19 protein-coding genes and 3 pseudogenes are annotated in these 23305 nt (G+C 63.3%); 13 read left to right on the top strand and 9 right to left on the bottom strand.

The window, feature by feature from the left end; all coding sequences use genetic code 11:
• Positions 1-12 precede the first annotated feature (12 nt).
• The 9 genes and pseudogenes from AC07WS_RS29525 to AC07WS_RS29485 all read left to right on the top strand — a co-directional run.
• Complete coding sequence (locus AC07WS_RS29525; RefSeq protein WP_494732499.1) at positions 13-1236, top strand: hybrid sensor histidine kinase/response regulator; 1224 nt, start codon at positions 13-15, stop codon at positions 1234-1236.
• 48 nt (positions 1237-1284) lie between these two features.
• Positions 1285-2298 (top strand): ABC transporter substrate-binding protein, encoded by a 1014-nt coding sequence (locus tag AC07WS_RS29520; protein ID WP_494732498.1) that lies wholly within the window; start codon positions 1285-1287, stop codon positions 2296-2298.
• Positions 2299-2307: 9 nt separating this feature from the next.
• Positions 2308-4827 carry an ATP-binding protein gene (locus AC07WS_RS29515; RefSeq protein WP_494732497.1) on the top strand — a complete coding sequence of 840 codons (2520 nt, stop codon included), beginning with the start codon at positions 2308-2310 and terminating at the stop codon, positions 4825-4827.
• A gap of 252 nt (positions 4828-5079) precedes the next feature.
• Positions 5080-5448, top strand: coding sequence for a type VI secretion system baseplate subunit TssF (locus tag AC07WS_RS29510; protein WP_494732496.1), 369 nt, complete (start codon positions 5080-5082; stop codon positions 5446-5448).
• 29 nt (positions 5449-5477) lie between these two features.
• The gene (locus tag AC07WS_RS29505; RefSeq protein ID WP_494732495.1) at positions 5478-8267 is read left to right on the top strand and encodes a type VI secretion system Vgr family protein; all 2790 of its coding nucleotides are present in this window, start codon (positions 5478-5480) and stop codon (positions 8265-8267) included.
• Positions 8268-8287: 20 nt separating this feature from the next.
• Positions 8288-9652 (top strand): hypothetical protein, encoded by a 1365-nt coding sequence (locus AC07WS_RS29500; protein ID WP_494732494.1) that lies wholly within the window; start codon positions 8288-8290, stop codon positions 9650-9652.
• Positions 9649-10395, top strand: coding sequence for a hypothetical protein (locus AC07WS_RS29495; RefSeq protein ID WP_494732493.1), 747 nt, complete (start codon positions 9649-9651; stop codon positions 10393-10395). Before AC07WS_RS29500 ends, AC07WS_RS29495 begins: the two co-directional genes overlap by 4 nt.
• Before the next feature lie 98 nt (positions 10396-10493).
• Positions 10494-10763: a PAAR domain-containing protein gene (locus AC07WS_RS29490; protein ID WP_494732492.1), complete on the top strand. Its 270-nt coding sequence runs from the start codon at positions 10494-10496 to the stop codon at positions 10761-10763.
• 127 nt (positions 10764-10890) lie between these two features.
• A pseudogene (locus AC07WS_RS29485) lies at positions 10891-11358 on the top strand (PAAR domain-containing protein); the annotation flags it as partial.
• Here the strand turns inward: AC07WS_RS29485 and AC07WS_RS29480 are convergent.
• From AC07WS_RS29480 to AC07WS_RS29465, 4 genes and pseudogenes are all read right to left on the bottom strand, one after another.
• A pseudogene (locus tag AC07WS_RS29480) lies at positions 11331-12362 on the bottom strand (sulfotransferase family protein); the annotation flags it as partial. The pseudogenes AC07WS_RS29485 and AC07WS_RS29480 sit on opposite strands and share 28 nt — an antisense overlap.
• A complete protein-coding gene (locus AC07WS_RS29475; RefSeq protein ID WP_494732491.1) occupies positions 12359-13342 on the bottom strand; it encodes a hypothetical protein in 984 nt (327 codons plus the stop codon). The gene AC07WS_RS29475 and the pseudogene AC07WS_RS29480, both read right to left, overlap by 4 nt.
• A 7-nt stretch (positions 13343-13349) precedes the next feature.
• Positions 13350-13979 (bottom strand): adenylyl-sulfate kinase, encoded by a 630-nt coding sequence (cysC, locus tag AC07WS_RS29470; protein WP_494732490.1) that lies wholly within the window; start codon positions 13977-13979, stop codon positions 13350-13352.
• Positions 13980-13994: 15 nt separating this feature from the next.
• The gene (locus AC07WS_RS29465) at positions 13995-15701 is read right to left on the bottom strand and encodes a methyl-accepting chemotaxis protein (protein ID WP_494732489.1); all 1707 of its coding nucleotides are present in this window, start codon (positions 15699-15701) and stop codon (positions 13995-13997) included.
• A gap of 379 nt (positions 15702-16080) precedes the next feature.
• Here AC07WS_RS29465 and AC07WS_RS29460 point away from each other — a divergent pair, with 379 nt between their 5' ends.
• A complete protein-coding gene (locus tag AC07WS_RS29460; protein WP_494732488.1) occupies positions 16081-18312 on the top strand; it encodes an NADP-dependent isocitrate dehydrogenase in 2232 nt (743 codons plus the stop codon).
• A gap of 261 nt (positions 18313-18573) precedes the next feature.
• On the opposite strand, the gene AC07WS_RS29455 is transcribed toward AC07WS_RS29460, so the two are convergent.
• The 5 genes from AC07WS_RS29455 to AC07WS_RS29435 all read right to left on the bottom strand — a co-directional run bounded on the left by AC07WS_RS29455 (position 18574) and on the right by AC07WS_RS29435 (position 20619).
• The gene (locus AC07WS_RS29455) at positions 18574-18951 is read right to left on the bottom strand and encodes a gamma-glutamylcyclotransferase family protein (protein WP_494732487.1); all 378 of its coding nucleotides are present in this window, start codon (positions 18949-18951) and stop codon (positions 18574-18576) included.
• A 3-nt stretch (positions 18952-18954) separates the two neighbouring features.
• Positions 18955-19422 (bottom strand): hypothetical protein, encoded by a 468-nt coding sequence (locus AC07WS_RS29450; RefSeq protein ID WP_494732486.1) that lies wholly within the window; start codon positions 19420-19422, stop codon positions 18955-18957.
• Between the two features lie 65 nt (positions 19423-19487).
• On the bottom strand, positions 19488-19835 hold the full coding sequence (locus AC07WS_RS29445; protein ID WP_494732485.1) for a GFA family protein: 348 nt from the start codon (positions 19833-19835) through the stop codon (positions 19488-19490).
• Positions 19832-20281, bottom strand: coding sequence for an SRPBCC family protein (locus AC07WS_RS29440; protein WP_494732484.1), 450 nt, complete (start codon positions 20279-20281; stop codon positions 19832-19834). Before AC07WS_RS29440 ends, AC07WS_RS29445 begins: the two co-directional genes overlap by 4 nt.
• A complete protein-coding gene (locus tag AC07WS_RS29435; RefSeq protein ID WP_494732483.1) occupies positions 20182-20619 on the bottom strand; it encodes an ArsR/SmtB family transcription factor in 438 nt (145 codons plus the stop codon). Before AC07WS_RS29435 ends, AC07WS_RS29440 begins: the two co-directional genes overlap by 100 nt.
• A 79-nt stretch (positions 20620-20698) precedes the next feature.
• Between AC07WS_RS29435 and AC07WS_RS29430 the strand changes: the two genes are divergently transcribed.
• The 3 genes and pseudogenes from AC07WS_RS29430 (at position 20699) to AC07WS_RS29420 (ending at position 23221) form a co-directional block, all read left to right on the top strand.
• A complete protein-coding gene (locus tag AC07WS_RS29430) occupies positions 20699-21307 on the top strand; it encodes a TetR/AcrR family transcriptional regulator (protein ID WP_494732482.1) in 609 nt (202 codons plus the stop codon).
• Between the two features lie 69 nt (positions 21308-21376).
• Complete coding sequence (locus tag AC07WS_RS29425; protein WP_494732481.1) at positions 21377-22183, top strand: oxidoreductase; 807 nt, start codon at positions 21377-21379, stop codon at positions 22181-22183.
• 33 nt (positions 22184-22216) lie between these two features.
• Positions 22217-23221: pseudogene (locus tag AC07WS_RS29420) on the top strand (NADP-dependent oxidoreductase).
• Positions 23222-23305: the final 84 nt, after the last annotated feature.

The following is a 23305-nucleotide window of genomic DNA, read 5'->3' as shown; positions in this document are numbered from 1 at the left end:
TCAGGAGGCGGTATGTCTGAGCTAGTCCCCCGTTCGCGGATCGTGGTCGTGGACGATCAGGCTGCCCATCTGAAAGCCTTGTGCGACATCCTGGGGCAGCACAACCTGGACCCGGTGGGCTTTCCCACCGGCGAGACCGCGCTGGCCCATCTGCGCGTCCACGCCTGCGACCTGCTGCTGACCGACATGAACATGCCCGGCCTGGACGGGCTGGCGCTGATCGAGGCGGCCAAGGCGCTCGACGCCAGCATCGCCTGCATCATCATGACCGGGGCCGGCACGGTCGACACCGCCGTCAAGGCGATGAAGATCGGCGCCTTCGACTACATCATCAAGCCGTTCAAGGCCGCGACGCTGCTGCCGGTGCTGACGCGCGCGCTGGAATCGCGCCAGCTGCGCCAGCACAACCTGCAGCTGGAGGCGGCGCTGCGCGAGCGCATCGACGAGCTGGGCCGGCTCAACCAGGTGCTGGACGCGGCGCGCAAGGAGGCCGAGCGCACCAACGAGGAAAAATCGGCCTTCCTGTCGAACATGAGCCACGAGCTGCGCACGCCGCTCAACAGCATCCTCGGCTTCGCCCAGATCCTGGCCAGCGACAGATTCCCCAAGGGCGAGGGCGAGCGCCAGCGCTTTTCGCAGAACATCGTCTCGTCCGGCAAGCACCTGCTGCTGCTGGTGAACGAGATGCTGGACCTGTCCAAGATCGAGGCCGGCAAGGTGTCGCTGGTGCTGGGGCCGGTGATGCTGGACGAGGTGCTGCGCGAGGTGCTCGCCATCGTCGCGCCGCTGGCCGAGCGGCGCATGGTGGCGCTGATGATGCCGGCCGAGTGCAGGCTGGAGCTGTGCGCCGACCGCATGCGGCTCAAGCAGATCCTGGTGAACCTGTTTTCCAACGCCATCAAGTACAACCATGTGCACGGCAGCGTGACGGTCCATTGCAGCGCGGCGCGCGGCGGCTACGCCAGCATCGCCATCAGCGACAGCGGCATCGGGCTGGACGCGGCGCAGCTGGAGACCATCTTCCTGCCGTTCGGCCGCGCCGGGCGCGAGGAGGACGACGAGGAGGGCACCGGCCTGGGCCTGACCATCACCAAGCGCCTGGTCGAGGCCATGCGGGGCCGCATCAGCGTCGAAAGCAAGCCGGGCGAGGGCAGCACCTTCCGCATCGATCTGCCGCTGCAAAGCAGCGCCGCGGCCCAGGCCGGCGCCCGCAGCCCGAACCAACATGTCGTTTAAACAGGCAGGCGACGGCCTGAACCCCAACCGCCCGAGCCGGGAGTCCGTATGAAGCGCTTACATCTCCGAGCCATGTGGCCGGCCGCCGCGGCGCTGGCGGTGGCCGCCGCGCTGTGGCTGGCGCTGCGCCCGGCCGCCGCGCCGGCCGCCGCGCCGCAGTCCATCGTCATCGCCACCAACACCGAGTACGTGGGGGCGTGCCCGGTGATGGCGGCCCAGGCCCGGGGCTATTTCGCCGCGCGCCAGCTGGCGGTGCAGCTGCAGCCCTACACCAACGGCCGCGAGGCGCTGCAGGCGGTGACCTCGAACCGGGCCGACATGGCCACGGTGGCCGACATCCCGATCATGTTCTTCGCGATGGAGGGGACGCCGATCCAGGTGGTCAGCACCATCTTCCGCACCGGGCGCGACCACGGGCTGGTGGCGCGGCGCGACCGCGGCATCGCCACCCCGGCCGACCTCAAGGGCAAGCGCATCGGCGTCACGCTCAGCACCTCCGGCCATTTCACGCTGGAGGTGTTCCTCAACCGCCAGCGCCTCGACACCCACGACGTGCAGCTGGTGAACTACCCGCCGGCCGGCCTGCAGCAAGCCATCACCGACGGCGCGGTGGACGCCATCAGCGGCTGGGATCCCTTCCTGGGCGCGGCCGAGGAAAGCCTGGGCGGCAACGCCATCCGCTTCGGTGGGGCCGACGTCTACGAGAGCATCTACAACATGGTGGCGCTGGCGCCCTACATCCACCAGCATCCGGACACCATGGTGCGGCTGCTGCAGGCGCTGGAGCAGGGCGAGCGCTATTGCCGCGAGCATCCGGGCGCGTCGGTGTCCCTGTTTCCCAAGCTGTCGGCCGGCCAGGCCACGGCCATGCTGGCGGCCTGGCCGGCCCACCATTTCGGCCTGGAGCTCGACCAGAGCCTGCTGCTGGTGCTGGAGGACCAGTCGCGCTGGGCGATCAAGGGCGGGCTGACCGGCGCGCGCGAGGTGCCCAACTTCCTCGACTACATCTACCTCGACGGGCTCAAGGCCGTGAGCCCGACCGAGGTGACCATCATCTACTAGGGACGCCGCGTGAAAATCTCCACCCGCCTCAAGCTGGCCCAGGTCATCTGCATCGTGCTGCTGGCCATCATGGCCGTGGTGTTCGCCAGGACCGCGCGCGAGATGCGCCACGAGATCGCCAAGGCCGAGGTCACCGGCGAGGTGCTGCGCGGCGCCGCCTCGCTGCGCTACCTGTCGCTGGAGTACGTGCAGCACCACCTGGCCCGCACCCGGGCCCAGTGGCTGCAGCGGCAGCAGTCGCTGCAGCGGGTGATCGCCGCCGACGGCAGCTTCGACGGCCAGGCCGAGCTGGCGCTGCTGAGCGACATCCGCGAGCGCCACCGGTCGCTGGCCGGCCTGTTCGACGAGCTGCAGGGCGTGCAGGCGGAATTCACCCGCACGCCCGAGCGCAGCGCCATCCTGCGCGAGCTGGAGGCGCGCCTGTCGGGCCTGATGATGAACCGGGCGCAGGCGATGATGTCGGACGCCGAGGACCTGGCCCGCCTGAGCCGCGACAACATGCTGTCGGCGCAGTCGGACCTGGTGCTGGCCGGCGCCGTGCTGGCCGGGCTGGTGCTGCTGGTGGTGCTGGGCGCGATGGGCCTGACGATCCGCAGCGTCAGCAAGCCGCTGATGCGCCTGCACCGGGCCACCGAGGTGGTCGGCTCGGGCCGGCTGGACGTGGCGCTGGACGTGCGTTCCGACGACGAGATCGGCAGCCTGGCGCGCGCCTTCGACGGCATGGTCGAGCGGCTGCGCCAGACCACCGTCTCGCGCGACGAGCTGATCGACGCCAACGGGGCGCTGCAGGCCGAGGTGGCGGAGCGGCTGGCGGCCGAGCACAAGGTGGTGGCCCAGCTGGCGCGCATGAGCCTGCTGCACCAGATCACCCGCTCGATCGGCGAGCGCCAGGACTTGCCCAGCATCTTCCAGGTGGTGGTGCGCTGCCTGGAGGACCAGCTGCCGATCGCCTTCGGCGCCATCTGCCTGTACGACGGCGGCGAGCTGGTGGTCAGCTGCGTGGGCATGCGCAGCCACGCGCTGTCGCAGGCGATGGGGATGGACGAGGCGGCCAAGATCGCCATCGACGAGAACGGCCTGTCGCGCTGCGTGCGCGGCCAGCTGGTGTACGAGCCGGACATCCGCGAGGTCGGCTTCCCCTTCCCGCGCCGCCTGGCCGGGGCCGGCATGGGCTCGATGGTGCTGGCGCCGCTGCTGGCCGAGAGCACGGTGTTCGGCGTGCTGATCGTGGCGCGCGCCGAGACCGCGGCCTTCTCCAGCACCGACTGCGAATTCCTGCGCCAGCTCAGCGAGCACGTGGCGCTGGCCGCCAACCAGGCCAGGCTGTACGGCGCGCTGCAGCAGGCCTACGACGACCTGCACCAAAGCCAGGTGCAGGTGACCAAGCAGGAGCGCCTGCGGGCGCTGGGGCAGATGGCCAGCGGCATCGCGCACGACATCAACAACGCCATCTCGCCGATCGGCCTGTACGCGGAATCGCTGCTGGAAAACGAGCGGGGCCTGAGCGAGAACGGGCGCGCCTGCCTGCAGGTGATCGAGCGCGCCATCGACGACGTCGCCTCGACCGTGGCGCGCATGCGCGAGTTCTACCGCCAGCGCGAGCCGCAGCTCACCCACAGCACGGTCAACGTCAACCTGATGATGCAGCACGTGGTGGACCTGACGCGGGCGCGCTGGTCGGACATGCCGCAGCAGCGCGGCATCGTGATCGAGATGCGGCAGGAGCTGGGCGCGGAGCTGCCGGCCATCCTCGGGGTCGAGGGCGAGATCCGCGAGGCGCTGACCAACCTGATCTTCAACGCGGTCGACGCCATGCCGGACGGCGGCACGGTGACGCTGCGCACCGCCCTGCTGGAGCGGCTGGACGACGGCAGCGGCCCCTACGTGCTGGTGGAGGTGGCCGACACCGGCGCCGGCATGGACGAGACGACCCAGCGCCGCTGCCTGGAGCCGTTCTTCACCACCAAGGGCGAGCGCGGCACCGGCCTGGGGCTGGCCACGGTGTACGGCATGACCGAGCGGCACGGCGCCCGCATCGCCATCGCCTCGCGCCTGAACGAGGGCACGGCGGTGCGGATGTACTTCCCGGTGGCGCCGGCGGTGGTGGACGGCGCGGCGCCGGCGCCGGCGCAGGCGCCCGAATCGGGGCTGAGGATACTGGTGGTGGACGACGACCCCACCGTGCTGGCCTCGCTGGAGACCATCCTGAGCCTGGACGGCCACCAGGTCACCAAGGCCGACGGCGGCAAGGCCGGCATCGCGGCCTTCTGCGCGGCCGAGGAGGCCGGCCAGGGCTACGCGGTGGTGATCACCGACCTGGGCATGCCGTATGTCGACGGCCGCAAGGTGGCCGAGACGGTCAAGCGGATGGCGCCGGCCACGCCGGTGATCCTGCTGACCGGCTGGGGCCAGCGCCTGATCCCCGACAGCGGCGAGGCGCCGGTCCACGTCGACCAGGTGCTGAGCAAGCCGCCCAAGCTGCGCGAATTGCGGCTGGCGCTGGCCAAGTGCGTGGAGTTGCTGGCCTAGCGCGCGACGAGACCGACAGGCATGAAGCACTCATCCATAAAATGGATCGACGCCGTGTTTCGCGCCAAGATCGAAGCACCGATGGACAACCGGGTGGTGCTGGTGGAGCGGGCGCTGGCGCCGTTCTACGCGTTATGACGCCTATCGTTGTTTGGCGCTAGCGACAAGGCGATTGTGGCATATCAAAAGCCCGGCATGTGGGCGTGACATCATCGGCAGCCTGTGCGGTAAAAATCTGCGTCGGATGCCATGATGGAAAAACGGTTGCCCTACCTCGAACGCGAACTGAGCATGTGGCGGCGCACCTGCGCCGAGTTCGCAAGTCGCCACCCCAAGTTGCCAGGCAGTTTGCTGACGCAGGGCGAGATCTGCGCCGATCTCCATCTCGAACGGCTGATCCAGGCCTCTGCCTTCCCCCCCAACTCCCGCATCGCCCAGCCGCTGAGCGATGGCTGCGTCCGCTTCACTGAAGTGCTGCTGGGCATGTTGTATCCGTACTACTCGCAGCCGATACCTTGGTGCCCCATCGCCCGCATCGACCACAGCGGCAGCAAGTTCGGCGGCTGGACGTCGATACCTGCCTGGTGGATGACCCGCAGCGCCGGGACCGCGAAGAACTGATATTCCTGCTGCATGCCTGAGGAGCGAACGTGGACCGCGACAACGATTTTTTCAGCTTCATGGGCCTGGCCAAGGAACTCGTGACCAGCAACCGGCCGTTGCGCCTGCGGCTGGACCTGCCGGGAGGCGTCAACGACGACATGCTGCTGCCGCAGCGGGTGTACGGCTCCGAAACGCTGTGCGGCGGCATCGAGTACCGCGTGCTGTGCGTGTCGGCCAATGTGCAACTGCCGCTCAAGGAGATGATCGCCGTGCCGGCCGCGCTGGACTTCGTCACCGACCGCGGCGACTTGCGCAGCGTGTGCGGCATCGTCACCGAGGCCTGCTCGGGCGACAGCGACGGCGGCCTGGCGAGCTACCAGTTGGTGCTGCGCGACGCGCTGGCGTTGCTGGAAAAGCGCAACAACACGCGCGTGTTCCGCAACATGGATGAAGTGGAGATCGTGCAACGCATCCTGAACGAGTGGCGGCAGAACAGTTCCATCCTGGGCGTGTGCTTCAAGCACGAGCTGGATGAATTCTTCACCATCCGCGAATACCCGCAACGCGAATTCACGATGCAGCACAACGAATCGGACGCGGCCTTCATCCGGCGCCTGCTGAAGCGGCGCGGCATCGGCTGGTATGTGCGCGCCGTCGGCGGCGAATTTCCGGTGCACACGCTGGTGCTGTTCAACAACGCCGACAGCCTGCGCCGGAACGCCGCCGGCACGATTCGCTATCACCGCGACGCCGCGACGGAGGAGCGGGACACGATCACCTCCTGGAGCGCGGTGCGCAGCCTGCAAGCGGGCAAGGTGACGCGGCACAGCTGGGACTATCGCAATCCGCTGGGGCGCGACTTCATGATGGCGGATGTGGCCAGCGGCGTGGATCAAGGCCTCCACGGCAACGAGCTGGCCGCCAGCCTGGATGACTATCAAATCCTGGCGCCCCATGCTGGCGCCGATAACGAGGACTTGTGCCGCCTCGGCAAGCTGCGCATGAGCCGGCACGATTACGAGTCGAAATGCTTTCATGGCGAAGGCAGCGTGCGCGACCTGTGCGCGGGGGAGTACTTCACGCTGGCCGAGCATCCCGAGGTGGACCGGCATCCGGCCGAGGAGCGGGATTTCATCGTCACGGCCTTGCAGGTGAACGCGCAGAACAACCTGCCCAAGGCGCTGGCGGCGCGCGTGGAGAGGCTGTTCGCCCGCAGCCGGTGGATGCAGGGCGGCCAGGAGCTGCAGATGCAAAGGGATGTGGCGGACAAGGTAGCGTCGGGACCGCTGCGCATGCACATCCAGTTCACGGCCGTGCGGCGTGGGGTGATCATCGTGCCGGCCTACGATCCACGCACCGACCTGCCGCTGGCGCTGATGCAAAGCGCGATTGTGGTCGGCCCGGCAGGGGAGGAGGTGCATTGCGATCAAATGGGGCGAGTCAAAATCCGCTTCCCCGGCACGCGTGCGGCTGACCACGAGCAAGCCGCCGGCATCGGCGCATCCGATTCTGACAGGGATTCGGCCTGGGTGCGCGTGGCGTCGAACTGGGCCGGCAACGGACCAGGCAGCCTGCAGCAATGCGGCACCGTCGCCTTGCCACGGGTGGGGACGGAGGTGCTGGTCAACTTCCTCGGCGGCGATCCGGACAAGCCGGTGATCGTCGGGCAGCTCTACAACCAGCAAGCGCAGCCGCCAGCGCTCAGCAACGTTGGTGACCTGCCGGGCAATCGCTACCTCTCCGGTATAAAAAGCCGTGAGGTGCGAGGAGGACGCGCGAATCAGCTTATGTTCGATGACACAAACGGGGAGATTAGCGCGCAATTAGCCAGTGATCATGGTCGAAGCGAACTTAATCTTGGCTTTCTCACGATGCCGAAACGAGGTGGTAGCGGTAATCGAAGAGGAACGGGCGCGGAGCTGCGCAGTGATGACGCAATAGCTGTTCGCGGTGCAAAGGGCCTGTTGCTGACGGCTTGGCAGCACTTGGGCGGCGCGGACAAACAGTTGGCTAGAGACGAGTTCTTGAGCCTGCTGGATCAGTGCGGAGAACTTGCCCATGCGCTTGGAAACTATGCGGAAGATCATCGAGGGTTACCTACTGATATCACCGCCCAGGATGACTTGGGTAGCGTGATCGACGGATGGGAGGGGGATAAAGAAAAAGCCGATGCCAGCTCCGGCCACGATGCCGCGATCGGTGTAACTGCGCCAGTTGGTATCAGCTTTGCGACACCTCGAACGGTAGTCAGCTATGCAGGAATGAATCTGGACTCGTTCGCGAATCAGCACTTGCAAATGGGAGCTGGGAAGAACGTGGTAATCAATTCGGGGAAGGGAATGTCATTATTTTCGCAATACGGCGGCCTTCGTGCAATCGCTCACCATGGTCAATTGCTTTTACAAAGTCAGCACGATGGGACGGTCATTAACTCGGCTAAGGACATTAGCTTTACAGCAAGCGACGGAAAATTAGTCGGTATGGCCAAGGAAATAGTGCTGATCGCCGAGGATGGATCGTTTATCAAGATCGGCGGAGGCGTTGATATTGGAACTCAAGGCACGATTACTCATCATGGTGCCAGCTTCCCCTTTGTCGGCGGAGCCACGATGAGCACTGCCTTCCCTAAATTTTCGGAGTCTACTTCCAAAGCTGTTCGGGAACTGCGAATTGAGCTCGTGGATGCTGATGGTCAGAGCCCAGACGGCGAACCGCTCAAACTTATTTTCCATACGGACAGTCAAGAGGTAGCGAGCAATCTCCGAGGTGGAGCCGCGACGATCAAAGACGCTCCCACCGGTAGTTTCATGCTGATTCAACCGTCCCGTCGGTCGTGATTTTGAAAACAGGAGCGATCATGCCTACTGAAAACACGCATGCTAAAAAAAAGCGTAACAGTAAAAAAAGAAGTAAAAAAGTGACGGTCCCAATTGATTTGCCTGGTCAGCCAATTCAGTGTTGGATGGACGATGCGGAGACGGTAACAGTTATTCTAAGAAAACATCGCGACGTTATATTTGATATCCAAATGGAGTTGGGAAGAAAATATACCGTAATTTCCGATATTTCAGAAATGTATGACACCAGAACAAAAAAATTAATACACCCACACGAAAAAGTTTTCTTTGGCGATGGAGAGGTTTTTCATTTGTGGATTGGTCGAAATTTTAAAGGAAAAATCGCACTTTATCATGATGCAGTACAACTTGGAGAATATGTTATAAATAGCATTGATGTCGGTGTTGACAGCATTGATCCGTCTTTCAAGCCAGTCCCAATAAGTATAATAATAAGAAATAACTTAATAACAGATAATCGTAAAGCATTTGATGTTGTTCAGCCGGATGGAAGCTATAGCACGCCACCGATATTGAGTAATTATGAAGCTGAGAAATTTCTTCAAATAGTAGAAATAGACGCGTCAAAAGATGATGTTCCGAGAGAGGTCGCGGATTTTTTTAAGCACGGCGGAGAAAAGGAGGTTGTAGTTTCCGGCGGGGTTGTAACACATAACTGGGTAATGAATCAAGTTGTGTCGCAATCAGCGTACGTTAGCGATAATAAAGTGTGGATACGTGAGTTATGGGATGAAAAAATCCTTTTGAAAGCGATTAACCACAAAAACGCGGGAAGAAAGATATATGTAATTTTGACGGGTTCAACAAGGATTCGGCGACAAATCACCGCCGCGCTTTATAGTGCAAAGAACACCAAGGTTTTGGCATTCTCATTCGGCGCAGGTTCTGCCGAGGGACTTCGTCATGGAACTTGGTCAACCGTAAAGGGAAATTCAAAAGGTGCTGGCCTCCTTTCGATATTGTTTACCGTGACGTTGGATATCGCCGAGTGGAGCGCTGACTATGAACGACGGGATCCGGTTACAGGAAAACCAAAACAGGATATAACTGATCTTTTTATAAAAATCGGCTTGGATGTCGGTAAAAATTTAATGAATTCAGCAATTGTTTCCTGCGTGATGTGGGGATTACTTACTGCTAGCGGTGGCGCTCCTATTATCGTTGTAATTGTGGGTACCGTTGTGGTTTCCATTCTAGTGGGCTGGACGATTGATTATCTGGATAAGCGCAACAAAATTTCCGAAAAAGCAAGTGGCATAATAAAGAATAGCGTAGAAAAGCTTGAGAGAGAATTGCCGCTTGATTATAAGGGTTACAGTCCAGCTGTGGAACAAGCTATGAAATATGGAGGATTCACGGAATGATTATCCGACGCGCCATTATGGATAACCCATGGAAAAGAATTATTCCGGCATTTTCCATGTTAAATTCATTCACATTGATTTTATTTTTTGTTGTTTTTGATATTTTAGGATATGAAAAAAAACCATTATTTTTACTTTTTTTTATTGTATTTTTTTTATCTGTGATGTTTTTTTTAATTGGATGTATTTCTAATGGCCCGTTGCGTTTAAAATTTTTTGTCTTAATAATTGGGGTGTTCGGTGTTGTGCCAATTATTTTATTTAGCATGGCGCCGTTCATTCTATGTTTGATATTTCCTCATGGTAGCAATTTTTTGAGAATTTTTATTTTACTTTTGTATTTTTTTGTTTCTGCGATATGGGCGGCTTTTGAAATAAGATGGATTCGTAAAATTTTCGAAAAAACTGGTTATTTTGAAAATCAGATAGAGGTTTGCGGATCTTCTTCTTATGTGGATCGAGACGAAATAAAGGATATTTATGATTGCAAAGAGAAAAAGTCTAGTAATAAATTTTATGCTAAAGCAGTAGGTATATTATTTCCCATCGCGTCACTTGGCTATCCCTTGCAAAAACTAATAACTAGGATCGGCGGAGAATTTGGAACGCTCTTTTTTGTTAGCATGCTCTCTGTCCCGCTGTCGATATATTTTATAGGAAGATTGTCTGCCGGATATTATTTATGGGTACACTTGATCGGAAAATTTGAGAAAGAAAAGAATACGAAGGTCATCCTGAGATAGCAGCTAGTAATTTTAGATATCGATCCAGGACGAATGCCACCGTTCTCGCTATAGATTCGAAAAATTATGAGGAACCGAGACAATAATAGGAGAACGTTATGCGTAAGGTAATTCGCGTTGGCGATCCTACGTCGCACGGCGGTAAAGTTGTAAGCAGCAGTGCGCCGCACTTCACAGTAGATGGAAAGGCTGTCGCATGTATCGGCGACCAATGCACATGTCCGGTGGTTGGGCACGGCGGCATTTGCACTATTACCGAAGGCGACGACAAGCACACGATTGACGGTCGCCCAGTAGCCTATGAAGGGCACAAGACCAGTTGTGGTGCAATTCTTCAAGCTACAAGCGAAAAGCTCTATCAAGAGTGAGCTGTTGCTGCTCCCTTCTATCCTCAGGTTTATCGAGGCACCGACTCTATGGACCTGTACTATCTTGCGAAGCAAAAGATTTTTCTAGTTAAACGGAGGTCTAACCTTCAGGCTACGCCACGGTGGGAAAGTCATCATTTGGTCGCCGGTCCATGACATAGGAAACGAGGCGATTGCGCGCCTTCACGATACTTTCTGCTGCCCTCAGGTTTATCCCGGAGTTGCCCTGCTTGGCGTAAATAAAATCATCACCGCTCACAAATCACTCACCGTAGGGGATATTCCTGTTGTGGTCGAAGGCTGCAAGACGGAATGTGGCTGCACTCTCATCGGCTCCGCTAGTGCAGCAGTCGACCAGATATTATGGGAGAGCGAGGCGGCAAATAATAACCAAGCCTGGCGCGCTGGGCGGCAGGGTGCCCCCCGCAAGGAACTTGAACAAACGCTCCTATTGGAGGGTGTAAATAATGGAGCCCCGCCGGCTCAGTCGGCCGGCTCGAAGGCGGCCGGGTCGAGCTGGTCCAGCGTGACGAGCTGCTCGCGCTCGCTGCGGGCCGGCTGCGACGTCAGGCGCGCGCGCAGCCGGGCCAGGTAGTCGGCGCGGCTGCGGCGCAGCGCGTAGTCGCGGAAGTTGCTCTGCTCCAGGTCGCGCCAGGCCTGCTCGCGCCCGCTCGTCGAGCGGACGGCGGCCTGCTCGCGCCGCGCCAGCGGCAGCGGCGCGTCGCCGGCCGCCAGCCGGGTGTAGCCGTAGCGGTCCATGTAGTCGCCGGTCAGCGTCTCGATCACGTTGATCTCGTCGAGCGAGAGCTGCTGCTTGAACTTGTCGATGTTGGCGGCGATCGGCGGGTAGCAGTTGGACGACCACAGCGCCGACATCTGCGACAGCTGGCGCGCCTCGCGCGAGCCGGCCACGTCGAGCATCTGCGGCAGGAACCCGATGCCCAGGAACTGGCACAGCGCCTCCAGCGTGTGCTGCTGCTGCGACAGGAAGTCTTCGTAGCGTATCGTCAGCACGCGCTCGGGCCATTGCCGCATCACGCGGTCGGCCGCCTGGTGCGCGGCCAGCCAGGTCTCGGCGTTGAGCAGGGTGTCGAAGTCGTGGATGATGGCGCGGTTCATCGACGCCACCTGCGCGCGCGGATCGCGCACCACGTTGACGAACAGCATGTCGGGGAACAGCGTCATCAGCTCCGGCGCGTAGTGCACGCTGTCGAGCGACTTGTCCATCACCACCCGGGCGCCCTGGCGCTCGCCGGCGCGCAGCAGCAGCTCCCACACCACGCGGTGGATGCTGCGCGGCTGGTGGCGCAGCGTCTCGAAGATCTCGACCGGATCGAACACCACCTCCGGCCACTTGACCATGCTCACGGCCTGCAGGCCGACCACGTCGACCACCAGGTTGAAATAGGCGCGGTCGTCGCGCAGGTCGCCGTACAGCGGCAGCAGCGGCATCATGTCGACGATGTGCAGCGGGTAGGGCGAGTAGAACTGCGGCGACATGTTGAGCCGCAGGCGCAGGGCGTGGCTGCCGCAGCGGCGCAGGGGGATCATCATCGCCGGACGGGGACGCTGGCTGCTTGTAGTGTTCTGCATGGTCATTCTTTCTGTAGGTGGAGGTCGTGCGGGGTGGTGAAGTAGCGGCGGAAGCTGTCCATGAAGCGGCCCAGCTCGGACGCGGGCAGGCGGTTGATGCCGGCGGCGGCCTTGCGTCCGCCGCCGCTGTCGAACTGCTGGCAGAAGCCGCAGGCGCTGTGCGCCAGCGGCGCGCCGGAGCGCACGCTGACCAGGTAGGAGCCGTCGTCGCGCTCGTTGAGCACGGCGAACGAGGCGCCGCTGTGCGCGGCGGCCAGCTGGTTGGCCAGCACGCCGCTGACGCGGCGCGCCCAGGCGCTGGCGGGCAGGATGTAGACCGCGCCGGCGTCGAGCTCGGCGTGCGGGCGCAGGCCCTGCAGGCGCGCGCAATCGTCGCGGTAGCCGGCGCACAGCGTGCGGTAGATGTCGCTGCCGGCGATGAAGTCGAACGGTTGCACATGGCCGCCCAGCGCGCGGTACAGCGCGGCCGGCGCGATGTGCAGGTCGTGCTCGCTCTCGCCGTAGGCGTTGTAGTTGACCACCCGCCCCAGCTGGTCCAGCGCCGCCACCGCGGCCGCGTCCAGCCCCAGGCTGTCGGCCAGGCGCCGGGCCGGCCCGGCCAGGTTGTCGCCGAAGGCCGCCGCCACCGCCCACGGCCGGTGCCGCCCCTGCAGATGGCGGTCCACCAGGATGCTGCTGCACACCTCGGGCGAGCCGTCGCAGTGCAGGCGCAGGCGCGGGTGGGCGAAGGCGCAGTCGGCCGAGTGGTGGTCGAAGTACTCGACCTCGGCGCCGTCGTCGAGCAGGCGGCGCAGCGCGGCGGCGTTGCTGTCGAGTGCGATGTCGAGCACGGTCACCCGGGCGGCGCCGCCCGGCACCCGCTGCAGCAGTTCGATCTCGCGCTTGACGCCGGTGATCAGCTCGGCCTGCTGCGGGGCGTCCAGGCGCAGCTGGTGCAGCGCGAAGATGCCGTCGGCGTCGCCGTTGAAGACGTCGTAGCGTGTCATGGCGGGCTCAGATGAAGCGGCGCGCCAGCTGCTGGAACAGGCGCTCGCACGACTGTTCCAGCGACAGCATGCCGGTGTCGAGCGACAGCGCCGGTTCCAGCGGCGGCTCGTACGGCGCCGACACGCCGGTGAACTCGGGGATCAGGCCGGCCCTGGCCTTTTTGTACAAGCCCTTGGGGTCGCGCGCCTCGCACACGGCCGCCGAGGTGCTGATGTGGGTCTCCAGGAAATTGTCCTCGCCGATGATCTGGCGCGCCATCTCGCGGTCCTGGCGCAGCGGCGAGATGAAGGCGCAGATCACCATCAGGCCGGCGTCGTTCATCATGCGCGCCACCTCGGCGCTGCGGCGGATGTTCTCCTGGCGGTCGGCCGGCGAGAAGCCCAGGTCGCGGTTCAGGTGGTGGCGCAGGTTGTCGCCGTCCAGCACATAGGCCGGGTGGCCGGCGTGCACCAGCCGGCCTTCCAGCGCGCTGGCCAGCGTCGATTTGCCCGCGCCGCTCAGGCCGGTCAGCCAGACGGTGGCCGCGCGCTGCCCGGCCTGCCGGGCGCGCGCGTCGGCCGTCACCTGGCTGCCGTGCCAGAAAATATGCTGCGCGCCGCGCAAGCCCGTATCGTCGATCTTGTCCAGCTTACCCATTCCCATTCCTCCGCTTTAGAATTGTTCCCACTCTTGCGTATCGACCTTGGCGGGCCCGCGCGGGCGCACTGCCGTGGTCAGGGCCGGGGCGCGCATCGCCGCCGGAACGGCGACCGCCACCCGCTGCAGCGCCGGCCGCGCCGCGCCGGCCTGGGCGTCGGTGCGGAACACGCTGACCAGCTCGTTCAAGCTGTTGACCTGGTCCTGCATGGCGTGCGCGGCGGCCGCCGCTTCCTCCACCAGCGCGGCGTTCTGCTGGGTGACGTCGTCCATCTGCGTGACGGCCGTGTTGATCTGCTCGATGCCCGACGATTGCTCCTGGCTGGCCAGCATGATCTCGGACATGATGTCGGTGACGCGCTTGACGCTGGAGACCACGTCGTGCATGGTGGTGCCGGCCTGTTCGACCAGCCGGTTGCCGGCCTGCACCTTGTCGACCGAGTCGCCGATCAAGTCCTTGATCTCCTTGGCCGCGGCGGCCGAGCGCTGGGCCAGGTTGCGCACCTCGGTGGCCACCACGGCGAAGCCGCGCCCCTGTTCGCCGGCGCGCGCCGCCTCCACCGCGGCGTTCAGCGCCAGGATGTTGGTCTGGAAGGCGATGCCGTCGATGACGGCGATGATGTCGACGATCTTGCGCGCCGAGACGTCGATGGCGGCCATGGTGTCGACCACCTGGGCCACCACGGCGCCGCCCTTGGCCGCCACGTCCGAGGCCGACTCGGCCAGCCCGTTGGCCTGGCGCGCGTGGTCGGTGTTCAGGCGCACGGTGCTGGTGAGCTCCTCCATCGACGAGGCGGTCTCCTCCAGCGTGCTGGCCTGCTGCTCGGTGCGCGAGGACAGGTCCAGGTTGCCGGAGGCGATCTGGCCGGCGGCGGCGGCGATGGTCTCGGTGCTGGCGTGCACCTGGTTGACGATGCGCGCCAGGCTGTCGCGCATGGAGCGCATCGCGTACAGCAGGCTGGCCTCGTCGCCCGCCTTGGGTTCGACCCGCACGGTGAGGTTGCCGGCGGCGATCTGGCCGGCGATCTCGGCCGCCTCGCCCGGCTCGCAGCCCAGCTGGCGGGTGACGCCGCGGGTGATCAGCCAGGCCGCCACCACGCTGGTCACCAGCGCCAGCGAGCCGATCAGCAGCATCACGGTGCGGGCCTCGCCGTAGGCCACCTCGGCCGCCGCGGCCGCCTCGGTGTTCTGCTTTTCCTCGACCGCGATCAGCTTGCGCAGCAGTTCCCACCAGCGCTTCTGCACCGGCCGGAACTCATAGCGCAGCAGCTTGTAGGCCTCGTCCTGCTTCTGCTCCAGCGCCAGCGCGGCGGCGCGCTGGACGAAGGGCGTGGCCTGGTCGGCCTGCTTGCGGATCTGGTCCAGCAGCTCTTTTTCCTCGTTCGAGGTGCCGCTGAGCTTGGTGAACATCTGGCCCAGCCTGTCCTGGGCGTCCGCGTATTTCTTCTCCTGCTCGGCGATGCGGCTGACTTCGATCTGGATTTCCTTGTCTTCCTTGAGCAGGATCAGATTGCGTGTGGCGAGCGCGCGTTCTGTAACCGTCAGGTCCATTATTTGCGCCAGCTTGGTCTCAACGTCGTTGACTTTGGTGATCTCGTCCAGGCGGCCCTGGATCTGGCGCATGCTGGCCAGGGCCAGCCCGATGATCATCAACAGAAACACGGCACACAGGCCAAAACCCAGGCCCAGCCGGTTCGCTATGGTCCAATTCTGAAATTTCATATCGCCTCCTTGGGGCTTATGTGCCTTCCAAATATCCAAATGAGAATTTGGTGGAACGCTTCCACGATCTTAGTGGGCCTATGAGGCTAGGAAACTCTCACATAATCACTTTCAACACTGGTGCAACAATGAAATATGTATTGAGATCAATGTTTGAAACTATTAGTTGCGAAAGTGATGCCGTGCGGCAACTCAAGTGGATGCTCTTTTGACATGGGCGGTGGACAAAAAGACCATAAGCAGAAACCGCCACTGGGCATGGGCCGCCAACAGGTCTAAAATGCAGTCTGGGGCCGTTGCCGGATTGCGACACATCATCTTGCAATCCGAAACGGAGAAATTCAATCGGCGGGTATCGCCCGCATGACATGGAATGAACATGGCAACACAGAAATCTAAAATCATCTACACGCTGACCGATGAAGCGCCCATGCTGGCGACCTATTCGCTGCTGCCTATTATCAAGAAGTTTGCTGCATCGGCTGGTGTAAACGTGACCTCCAGCGATATCTCGGTGGCGGCGCGGGTGCTGGCCGAGTTCCCCGAATACCTGAGCGAAGAGCAGAAAGTCCCCAACACCCTGGCCGAACTGGGCGCGTTGACCCAGCTCGCCGACACCAACATCATCAAGCTGCCCAACATCAGCGCCTCGGTCGGCCAGCTGACCACCTGCATCCGCGAGTTGCAGGCGCGCGGTTTCAAGCTGCCGGACTACCCGGAAGAAGCCAAGACCGACGAGGAAAAAGCACTCAAGGCCCGCTACGGCAAGTGCATCGGCAGCTCGGTCAACCCGGTTCTGCGCGAAGGCAACTCCGACCGCCGCGCGCCCAAGGCCGTCAAGGAATACGCCCGCAAGCACCCGCACTCGATGGGCGAATGGAGCCAGGCGTCGCGCACCCACGTGTCGCATATGCACCATGGCGACTTCTACCACGGAGAAAAATCGCTGACGCTGACCCAGGCGCGCGACGTCAAGATGGAACTGATCACCGCCTCCGGCAAGACCATCGTGCTCAAGCCGAAGGTCTCGCTGCTGGCCGGCGAGATCATCGACAGCATGTTCATGAGCAAAAAGGCGCTGCTGGAGTTCTACGAGAAGGAAATCGACGACGCCTTCAAGACCGGCGTGATGTTCTCGCTGCACGTCAAGGCCACCATGATGAAGGTGTCGCACCCTATCGTGTTCGGCCACTGCGTGCGCATCTTCTACAAGGAAGCGTTCGCCAAGCACCAGGCGCTGTTCGACGAGCTGGGCGTCAACGTCAACAACGGCATGGCCAACCTGTACGAGAAGATCGAGAAGCTGCCGGCCTCGCAGAAGGAAGAGATCCTCAAGGACCTGCACGCCTGCCACGCCAACCGTCCGGAACTGGCGATGGTCGACTCGGCCAAGGGCATCACCAACTTCCACTCGCCGAACGACATCATCGTCGACGCCTCCATGCCCGCCATGATCCGCATCGGCGGCAAGATGTGGGGCGCCGACGGCCGTCCGAAGGACGTCAAGGCCGTGATGCCGGAATCGACCTTCGCCCGCATCTACCAGGAGATGATCGGCTTCTGCAAATGGCACGGCAACTTCGATCCCAAGACCATGGGCACCGTGCCCAACGTCGGCCTGATGGCCCAGCAGGCCGAGGAATACGGCTCGCACGACAAGACCTTCGAGGTGTCGGAAGCCGGCGTCGCCAACATCACCGACCTGGCCACCGGCGAAGTGCTGCTGACCCAGAACGTGGAAGCGGGCGACATCTGGCGCATGTGCCAGGTGAAGGACGCGCCGATCCGCGACTGGGTCAAGCTGGCCGTCACCCGCGCCCGCAACTCCGGCATGCCGGCCGTGTTCTGGCTGGACAGCTACCGTCCGCACGAGAACGAAGTGATCAAGAAGGTGCAGGTCTACCTGAAGGACCACGACACCAAGGGCCTGGACATCCAGATCATGTCGCAGACGCGCGCCATGCGCTACACGCTGGAGCGCGCCTTCCGCGGCCTGGACACCATCTCGGTGACCGGCAACATCCTGCGCGACTACCTGACCGACCTGTTCCCGATCCTGGAACTGGGCACCAGCGCCAAGATGCTGTCCATCGTTCCGCTGATGGCTGGCGGCGGCATGTACGAGACCGGCGCCGGCGGTTCGGCGCCCAAGCACGTCAAGCAGCTGGTGGAAGAGAACCACCTGCGCTGGGATTCGCTGGGCGAGTTCCTGGCGCTGGCGGTGTCGCTGGAAGACCTGGGCATCAAGACCGGCAACGCCAAGGCCAAGCTGCTGGCCAAGACGCTGGACGAGGCCACCGGCAAGCTGCTGGACAACAACAAGTCGCCATCGACCCGCACCGGCGAGCTGGACAACCGTGGCAGCCACTTCTACCTGTCGCTGTTCTGGGCCCAGGCGCTGGCGGCGCAGACCGAGGACGCTGAACTGCAAGCCTACTTCGCGCCACTGGCCAAGTCGCTGGCGGCCAACGAAGCCAAGATCGTCGAAGAGCTGAACTCGGTGCAGGGCAAGGCCATGGATATCGGCGGCTACTACTATCCGGACCCGGCCAAGACCGAAGCGGTCATGCGTCCAAGCGCGACCTTTAACGCGGCGATTGCAGCGATCTGAATCTAGCGTAGTTTGGTAGGGAGAAGGGCAGCCGGGGCTGCCCTTTTTTTATTGCCGCGCCGAGGACAGGTGCAGGGCGGGAGCTATTTTTTCGGCTTTTACTAAAACCCGCTAACCACTACTACCCAATACTAACCATCGATATTTCGTGCGACTTCGCGCTATTTTCGGAACTAAAAAATACTAATTTCGGAAGAAATGCCCGCCGCAGGAAGCGCCGCGCTGCGAAGCCCATCCCGGAAAATCCCTGTAGAACTCTTTTTACGGTAGAACTGCTGCATCGCGCGCGTCCACATACGCCCAGGCGAGCGTACCCGAAGCCAGCGTCACGCTCTGGCGGCGGTAGGCCGCCACCTCGTAGCGGTCCGAGTCGCGCAGCTCCTCGATCGTCACCGCCAGCACCGCGCCGGCTACCTGGTCGTCCGGCGACCCGCTGCGGGAAACGATGGGATGATGCGTCTTGCCGCTGGTGGCGACCACGACAGGATCGTCTATCGCCACCGCCGACAGGCGATAGCCCGGCAGGCTGTCCTGGCGGCCGGACAGCAGGCGGCCGAACGTCGCCATCTGCACTTCCGGCTGTTGCAGCGTGCCGTAGGAGAACAGCATTTCAGTTGCATCGGTGGAGCTCGATTTCATGCCTTACCTTTTTGAGAGCATTGCCTTGCGGGTGGCCCACACGATCGGCAGGCCGAACAAAAACATATGGGAAGCCAGGTCCAGCACCGTCGCCAGCGGCTGGAACGTGACGGGGCGGGGGAAGGCCGACAGCGGCAGCACCACCAGCCGCATCGCCAGGAACACCACGGCGCCGAACAGCACCGCCGACAGCAGCGGCCTGGCCAGCAAGGCCGGCGCCCGCCGCGCCGCCAGCAGGAACAGCGCCATCCACACGAAGCTGAGCGCGAAGTGGCTCAGCATGCCCAGCGCCGCGGTCGCCGCGCCGCCGCTGAAGGCCGCGCTGCCCAGCAGCCCGCTGGCCACGATCTGCAGCAGGCGCTCGGGCGTCAGGCCGTTGTAGACGGCAAAGGAAATCGCGAACGTGATATCGAGCGCGCCGGCCACGGCGCCCCCGGCCAGCACGGCAAACGGAATCGACCAGCGCTTCATGCCTCAGCCTCCTGTAGTTTTGCAGCATCTTATTTTAAAAGCAAATCTTCAGGAGGTCGAGCGCATTAAATCGAGCGGCCGTCGTAGCGATGGACGGGGATGGCGTCCAGGTCGATGCCCTCGATGCAGCGCAGATTGATCGCCGCCACCGGGTCGCCGTTGGGCGCCGTGCCTTCGCTGTACGGCGCAATGCCGCAGGTGGGGCAGAAGCGGTGCTTGATCACGTGCTTGTTGAACAGATAGGTGCTGGCGTTGTCGTCCGGCGTCAGCAGGCGCATGTCCGGGCGCGGCACGAACCACATCAGCGTGCCCTTGCGCTGGCACATCGAGCAATTGCAGGACAGCGCCGACGCGATCTCGCCTTCGGCTTCGAATTTCACCCTGCCGCAATGGCAGCTTCCCTGGTATTTCATAGCGCACCTCCTGAAAAGTAACGATCAAGACTGTTGAAGAATAGGGCCCAGCCGCGCTCGTGGTTGATGCGCGCCTGCTGGTCGAAGAAGCGGTCGTGCACAAAGCGCAGTTCCGTGCCTTCCGCCACCGGCGTCAGGTCGATGCTGACGCGCGACATCCGCTCCGGCGTGCTGTGCCAGGCCCACGTGAACACCAGCCGCGTAAAGGGCTGCACCTCCTGATACACGCCGGCCAGTTGATTCAGGCCGCCGTCGGGTCCGGCGAACGCGAGCTGGTATTGCCCGCCCACGCGCAGGTCGATGTCCGCCCTGGTCAGCGAGGCCTGGCCGGGGCCGAACCACTGGCTCAGCGCTTGCGGGTCGGTCCACGCGCGCCAGACTTTTTCGGGGGCGACGGGGTAGACCCGCCGGAGGCTGACGTGGGCGGGTTGTTCGGTGGTTGACATGGTGCGATTTCCTCCTGGTGGTAGAGATAGCGGCCCAGCGCATCGAGCTGTTCGGTCCAGAAACGCTGGTAATGGGCGATCCACGCGGCGGCGTCCTGCATGGGCGCGGCCTGCAGCTCGCAGCGCACCACGCGTCCTTCCTTCGAGCGGGCGATCAGACCGGCCGTCTCCAGCACGGCCAGGTGCTTCATGAAGCCGGGCAGCGACATCTCGTAGCGCTGCGCCAGCTCCGTGACGGAGCAACTGCCTTCGCCCAGCTGCGCCAGCACGCCGCGCCGCGTGGCATCGGACAGGGCCGCGAAGATCAGGTCCAGCTGGGCGTCTTTATAGTTAACCATAAGGTATAGTATTGGCAAAGACGGCCGCCGTGTCAAGCGGGTTTTGCGCGGCCGCGTGCACGCCGCCAAAAAATAGGATATGATGACCATCATGGAATCGAAATCAACCCGACGCGCAGCCGTCAGCCGCAAGGAAGCCACCCACGAACGCATCGTGGAGGTGGCCTCGCGCGCCATCCGGCGCAGCGGCTACGACGGCACCGGCGTCGCCGACATCATGAAGGAGGCGGGCCTGACGCACGGCGGCTTCTACGCGCACTTCGAGTCGCGCGACGCGCTGCTGGCCGAGGCCGGCGACCGCGCCGGCGCCGAGTCGGTCGCGCTGGCCGCGCGCGTGGCGGCCGCCGCGCCGCCGGGCCAGGCGCTGCAGGCGATGATGCAGGCCTACCTGTCGCCGCAGCACATCGGCGCCATCGAGACCGGCTGCCCGGTCTCCGCGCTGGGGTCGGAAATGCCGCGCCAGGCGCCGGAGGTGCGGCGCGCCGCGACCATCCACATCAAGGAGATGATCGACCTGTTCGCCCGCCAGATGCCCGACTGGGGCCAGCCGCAGGCGCACGAGCGGGCGATGGCGCTGGTGTGCTCCCTGATCGGCACCACCATGATGGCGCGCGCCGTGGACGACCCCAAGCTGTCGGCGGCGCTGTGCGCGGCCACCCTGAAACAACTCGCCCCGGCGGCCGCCTGAAGCGGCGGGCGGCCGTTTTTTTTTGCACGAAAATATGATGATCATCATATTCACTTTAAAGGAAACACCATGAGCAGCAAGATCGCATTGGTCACCGGCGCCTCGTCCGGCATAGGGGCCGCCACGGCACAGCGTTTGGCCGAGGCGGGTTTCAAGGTGTACGGCACCAGCCGCCGCGGCGCGCAGCCGGCGCGGCAGGGCTACGAGATGTTGTCGCTGGACGTGACCAGCGACGCCTCGGTGCAGGCGGCGGTCGGCGAGGTGATGCGGCGCGAGGGGCGCATCGACCTGCTGGTCAACAACGCCGGCGTCGGCGTCGCGCCGGCCGGCGCCGAGGAAAGTTCGATCGGGCAGGCCCAGTCCATCTTCGACACCAACTTCTTCGGCCTGGTGCGCATGACACGCGCCGTGCTGCCGCACATGCGGGCGCAGCGCGCCGGCCGCATCATCAACATCGGCTCGGTGCTCGGCTTCCTGCCGATGCCGTATAGCGCGCTGTACGCCGCCACCAAGCACGCGGTCGAAGGCTATACGGAATCGCTGGACCACGAGCTGCGCAACTGGGGCATCCGCGCCGTCGTCATCGAGCCCGCCTACACCAGCACCCCGTTCGACGCCAACATGCTGGCGGCGGACGCCAAGCTCGACGCCTACAGCGAGGTGCGTGCCGCCGTCACCCGGCGCGTGCAGGAAGTCATGGCCGTCGCGGAAGGGCCGGAAGTGGTGGCGGCGACCGTGCTGAAGGCGGCCCTGGCCCGCACGCCCAAGCTGCGCTACACCGCCGGCGGCCTGGCGGGGCGCCTGCGCCTGCTGCGCACCTTCGCGCCGGCCGGCGTGATGGACGCGGGCATACGCAAGGACTTGCGGCTGGCATAAGCCGGCGCTAGCAAACAACGATTAAAGGCAAACATGAAAGCACTCATCCTGAAGCGGTATGGCAAGGCCGGCGTGGTCGAATTCGCCGACATCCCCCGTCCCGCGATCAAGCCGGACGAAATCCTGGTGCGGGTCCACGCGGCCGGCCTCAACCCCATCGACTACATGATACCGAAGGGCATGTTCAAGCCCATCCTGAAGTTCTAGCTGCCGGCCACGATGGGCAGCGACCTGGCGGGCGTGGTGGTGGAAGCGGGCAGCCGCGTGAGCCGGTTCAAGGTGGGCGACGAGGTGTACGCCAGTATCTTCGACCTGGGCACCGGCTCGCTGGCGGAATACGCCGCCGTCCCCGAGTCCGCCGCCGCGCTCAAGCCGGCCAATCTGAGCTTCGTACAGGCCGCCTCGGTTCCGATGGTCGGGCTGACGTCCTGGCAGGCGCTCAAGGAACGGCTGCGGCTCAAGCCCGGGCAGAAGGTGTTCATTCCGGCCGGCTCCGGCGGCATCGGCACGTTCGCGATCCAGCTGGCCAAGCACCTCGGCGCCACGGTGGGCACGACCACCAGCACCGGCAACGTCGGGCTGGTGCGCGGCCTGGGCGCCGACGAGGTGGTCGACTACACCCGGCAGGAAGTGGAGCAGGTGCTGAAAGGCTACGACGCCGTGCTCGGCACGACCCGCGGCGACGGCCTGGAAAAGGCGGTCGGTGTGCTCAAGCCTGCCAGCGCGGTGGTCTCGCTAGTCGGCCCGCCGGACGCAGCGTTTGCCCGCGCGCGCGGCATGAACTTCCTGATGACCTTTGTGTTCGGCCTGTTGAGCCGCAAGATCATCCGCCTCGCGGCCAGGCAGCGGGCCACGTACTCCTTCCTGTTCGTGCGCCCGGACGGTGGGCAGCTCGCGGAGATCGCCCGGCTCATCGAGGCCGGACACATCCGTCCGATGATCGACGCGGTGGTCCCGTTCGCGCAGGCCAAGGACGGCCTGGCGTATCTGGAAAAAGGCCGCGCCAAGGGCAAGGTGGTGGTGCAACTAGTTGCCTGACAATCGATGGGGTCAAGTCTGACATTCGGACACGGCCTGTGCCGTGGGCTGGGGGTCAAGTCTGACATTCGGACACGAGCTCTA

This window comes from Duganella sp. GW821-FHT01E12 (assembly GCF_059422325.1).
This window is presented reverse-complemented; position numbering and strand designations above follow the sequence as displayed.

Excerpts from the sequence above, each read along its gene's own strand:
- AC07WS_RS29525 (WP_494732499.1), top strand. The coding sequence starts at position 13 with ATGTCTGAGCTAGTCCCCCGTTCGCGGATCGTGGTCGTGGACGATCAG.
- AC07WS_RS29520 (WP_494732498.1), top strand. The coding sequence starts at position 1,285 with ATGAAGCGCTTACATCTCCGAGCCATGTGGCCGGCCGCCGCGGCGCTG.
- AC07WS_RS29510 (WP_494732496.1), top strand. The coding sequence starts at position 5,080 with ATGGAAAAACGGTTGCCCTACCTCGAACGCGAACTGAGCATGTGGCGG.
- AC07WS_RS29500 (WP_494732494.1), top strand. The coding sequence starts at position 8,288 with ATGCCTACTGAAAACACGCATGCTAAAAAAAAGCGTAACAGTAAAAAA.
- AC07WS_RS29495 (WP_494732493.1), top strand. The coding sequence starts at position 9,649 with ATGATTATCCGACGCGCCATTATGGATAACCCATGGAAAAGAATTATT.
- AC07WS_RS29490 (WP_494732492.1), top strand. The coding sequence starts at position 10,494 with ATGCGTAAGGTAATTCGCGTTGGCGATCCTACGTCGCACGGCGGTAAA.
- AC07WS_RS29475 (WP_494732491.1), bottom strand. The coding sequence starts at position 13,342 with ATGACACGCTACGACGTCTTCAACGGCGACGCCGACGGCATCTTCGCG.
- cysC (WP_494732490.1), bottom strand. The coding sequence starts at position 13,979 with ATGGGTAAGCTGGACAAGATCGACGATACGGGCTTGCGCGGCGCGCAG.
- AC07WS_RS29465 (WP_494732489.1), bottom strand. The coding sequence starts at position 15,701 with ATGAAATTTCAGAATTGGACCATAGCGAACCGGCTGGGCCTGGGTTTT.
- AC07WS_RS29460 (WP_494732488.1), top strand. The coding sequence starts at position 16,081 with ATGGCAACACAGAAATCTAAAATCATCTACACGCTGACCGATGAAGCG.
- AC07WS_RS29455 (WP_494732487.1), bottom strand. The coding sequence starts at position 18,951 with ATGAAATCGAGCTCCACCGATGCAACTGAAATGCTGTTCTCCTACGGC.
- AC07WS_RS29450 (WP_494732486.1), bottom strand. The coding sequence starts at position 19,422 with ATGAAGCGCTGGTCGATTCCGTTTGCCGTGCTGGCCGGGGGCGCCGTG.
- AC07WS_RS29445 (WP_494732485.1), bottom strand. The coding sequence starts at position 19,835 with ATGAAATACCAGGGAAGCTGCCATTGCGGCAGGGTGAAATTCGAAGCC.
- AC07WS_RS29440 (WP_494732484.1), bottom strand. The coding sequence starts at position 20,281 with ATGTCAACCACCGAACAACCCGCCCACGTCAGCCTCCGGCGGGTCTAC.
- AC07WS_RS29435 (WP_494732483.1), bottom strand. The coding sequence starts at position 20,619 with ATGGTTAACTATAAAGACGCCCAGCTGGACCTGATCTTCGCGGCCCTG.
- AC07WS_RS29430 (WP_494732482.1), top strand. The coding sequence starts at position 20,699 with ATGATGACCATCATGGAATCGAAATCAACCCGACGCGCAGCCGTCAGC.
- AC07WS_RS29425 (WP_494732481.1), top strand. The coding sequence starts at position 21,377 with ATGAGCAGCAAGATCGCATTGGTCACCGGCGCCTCGTCCGGCATAGGG.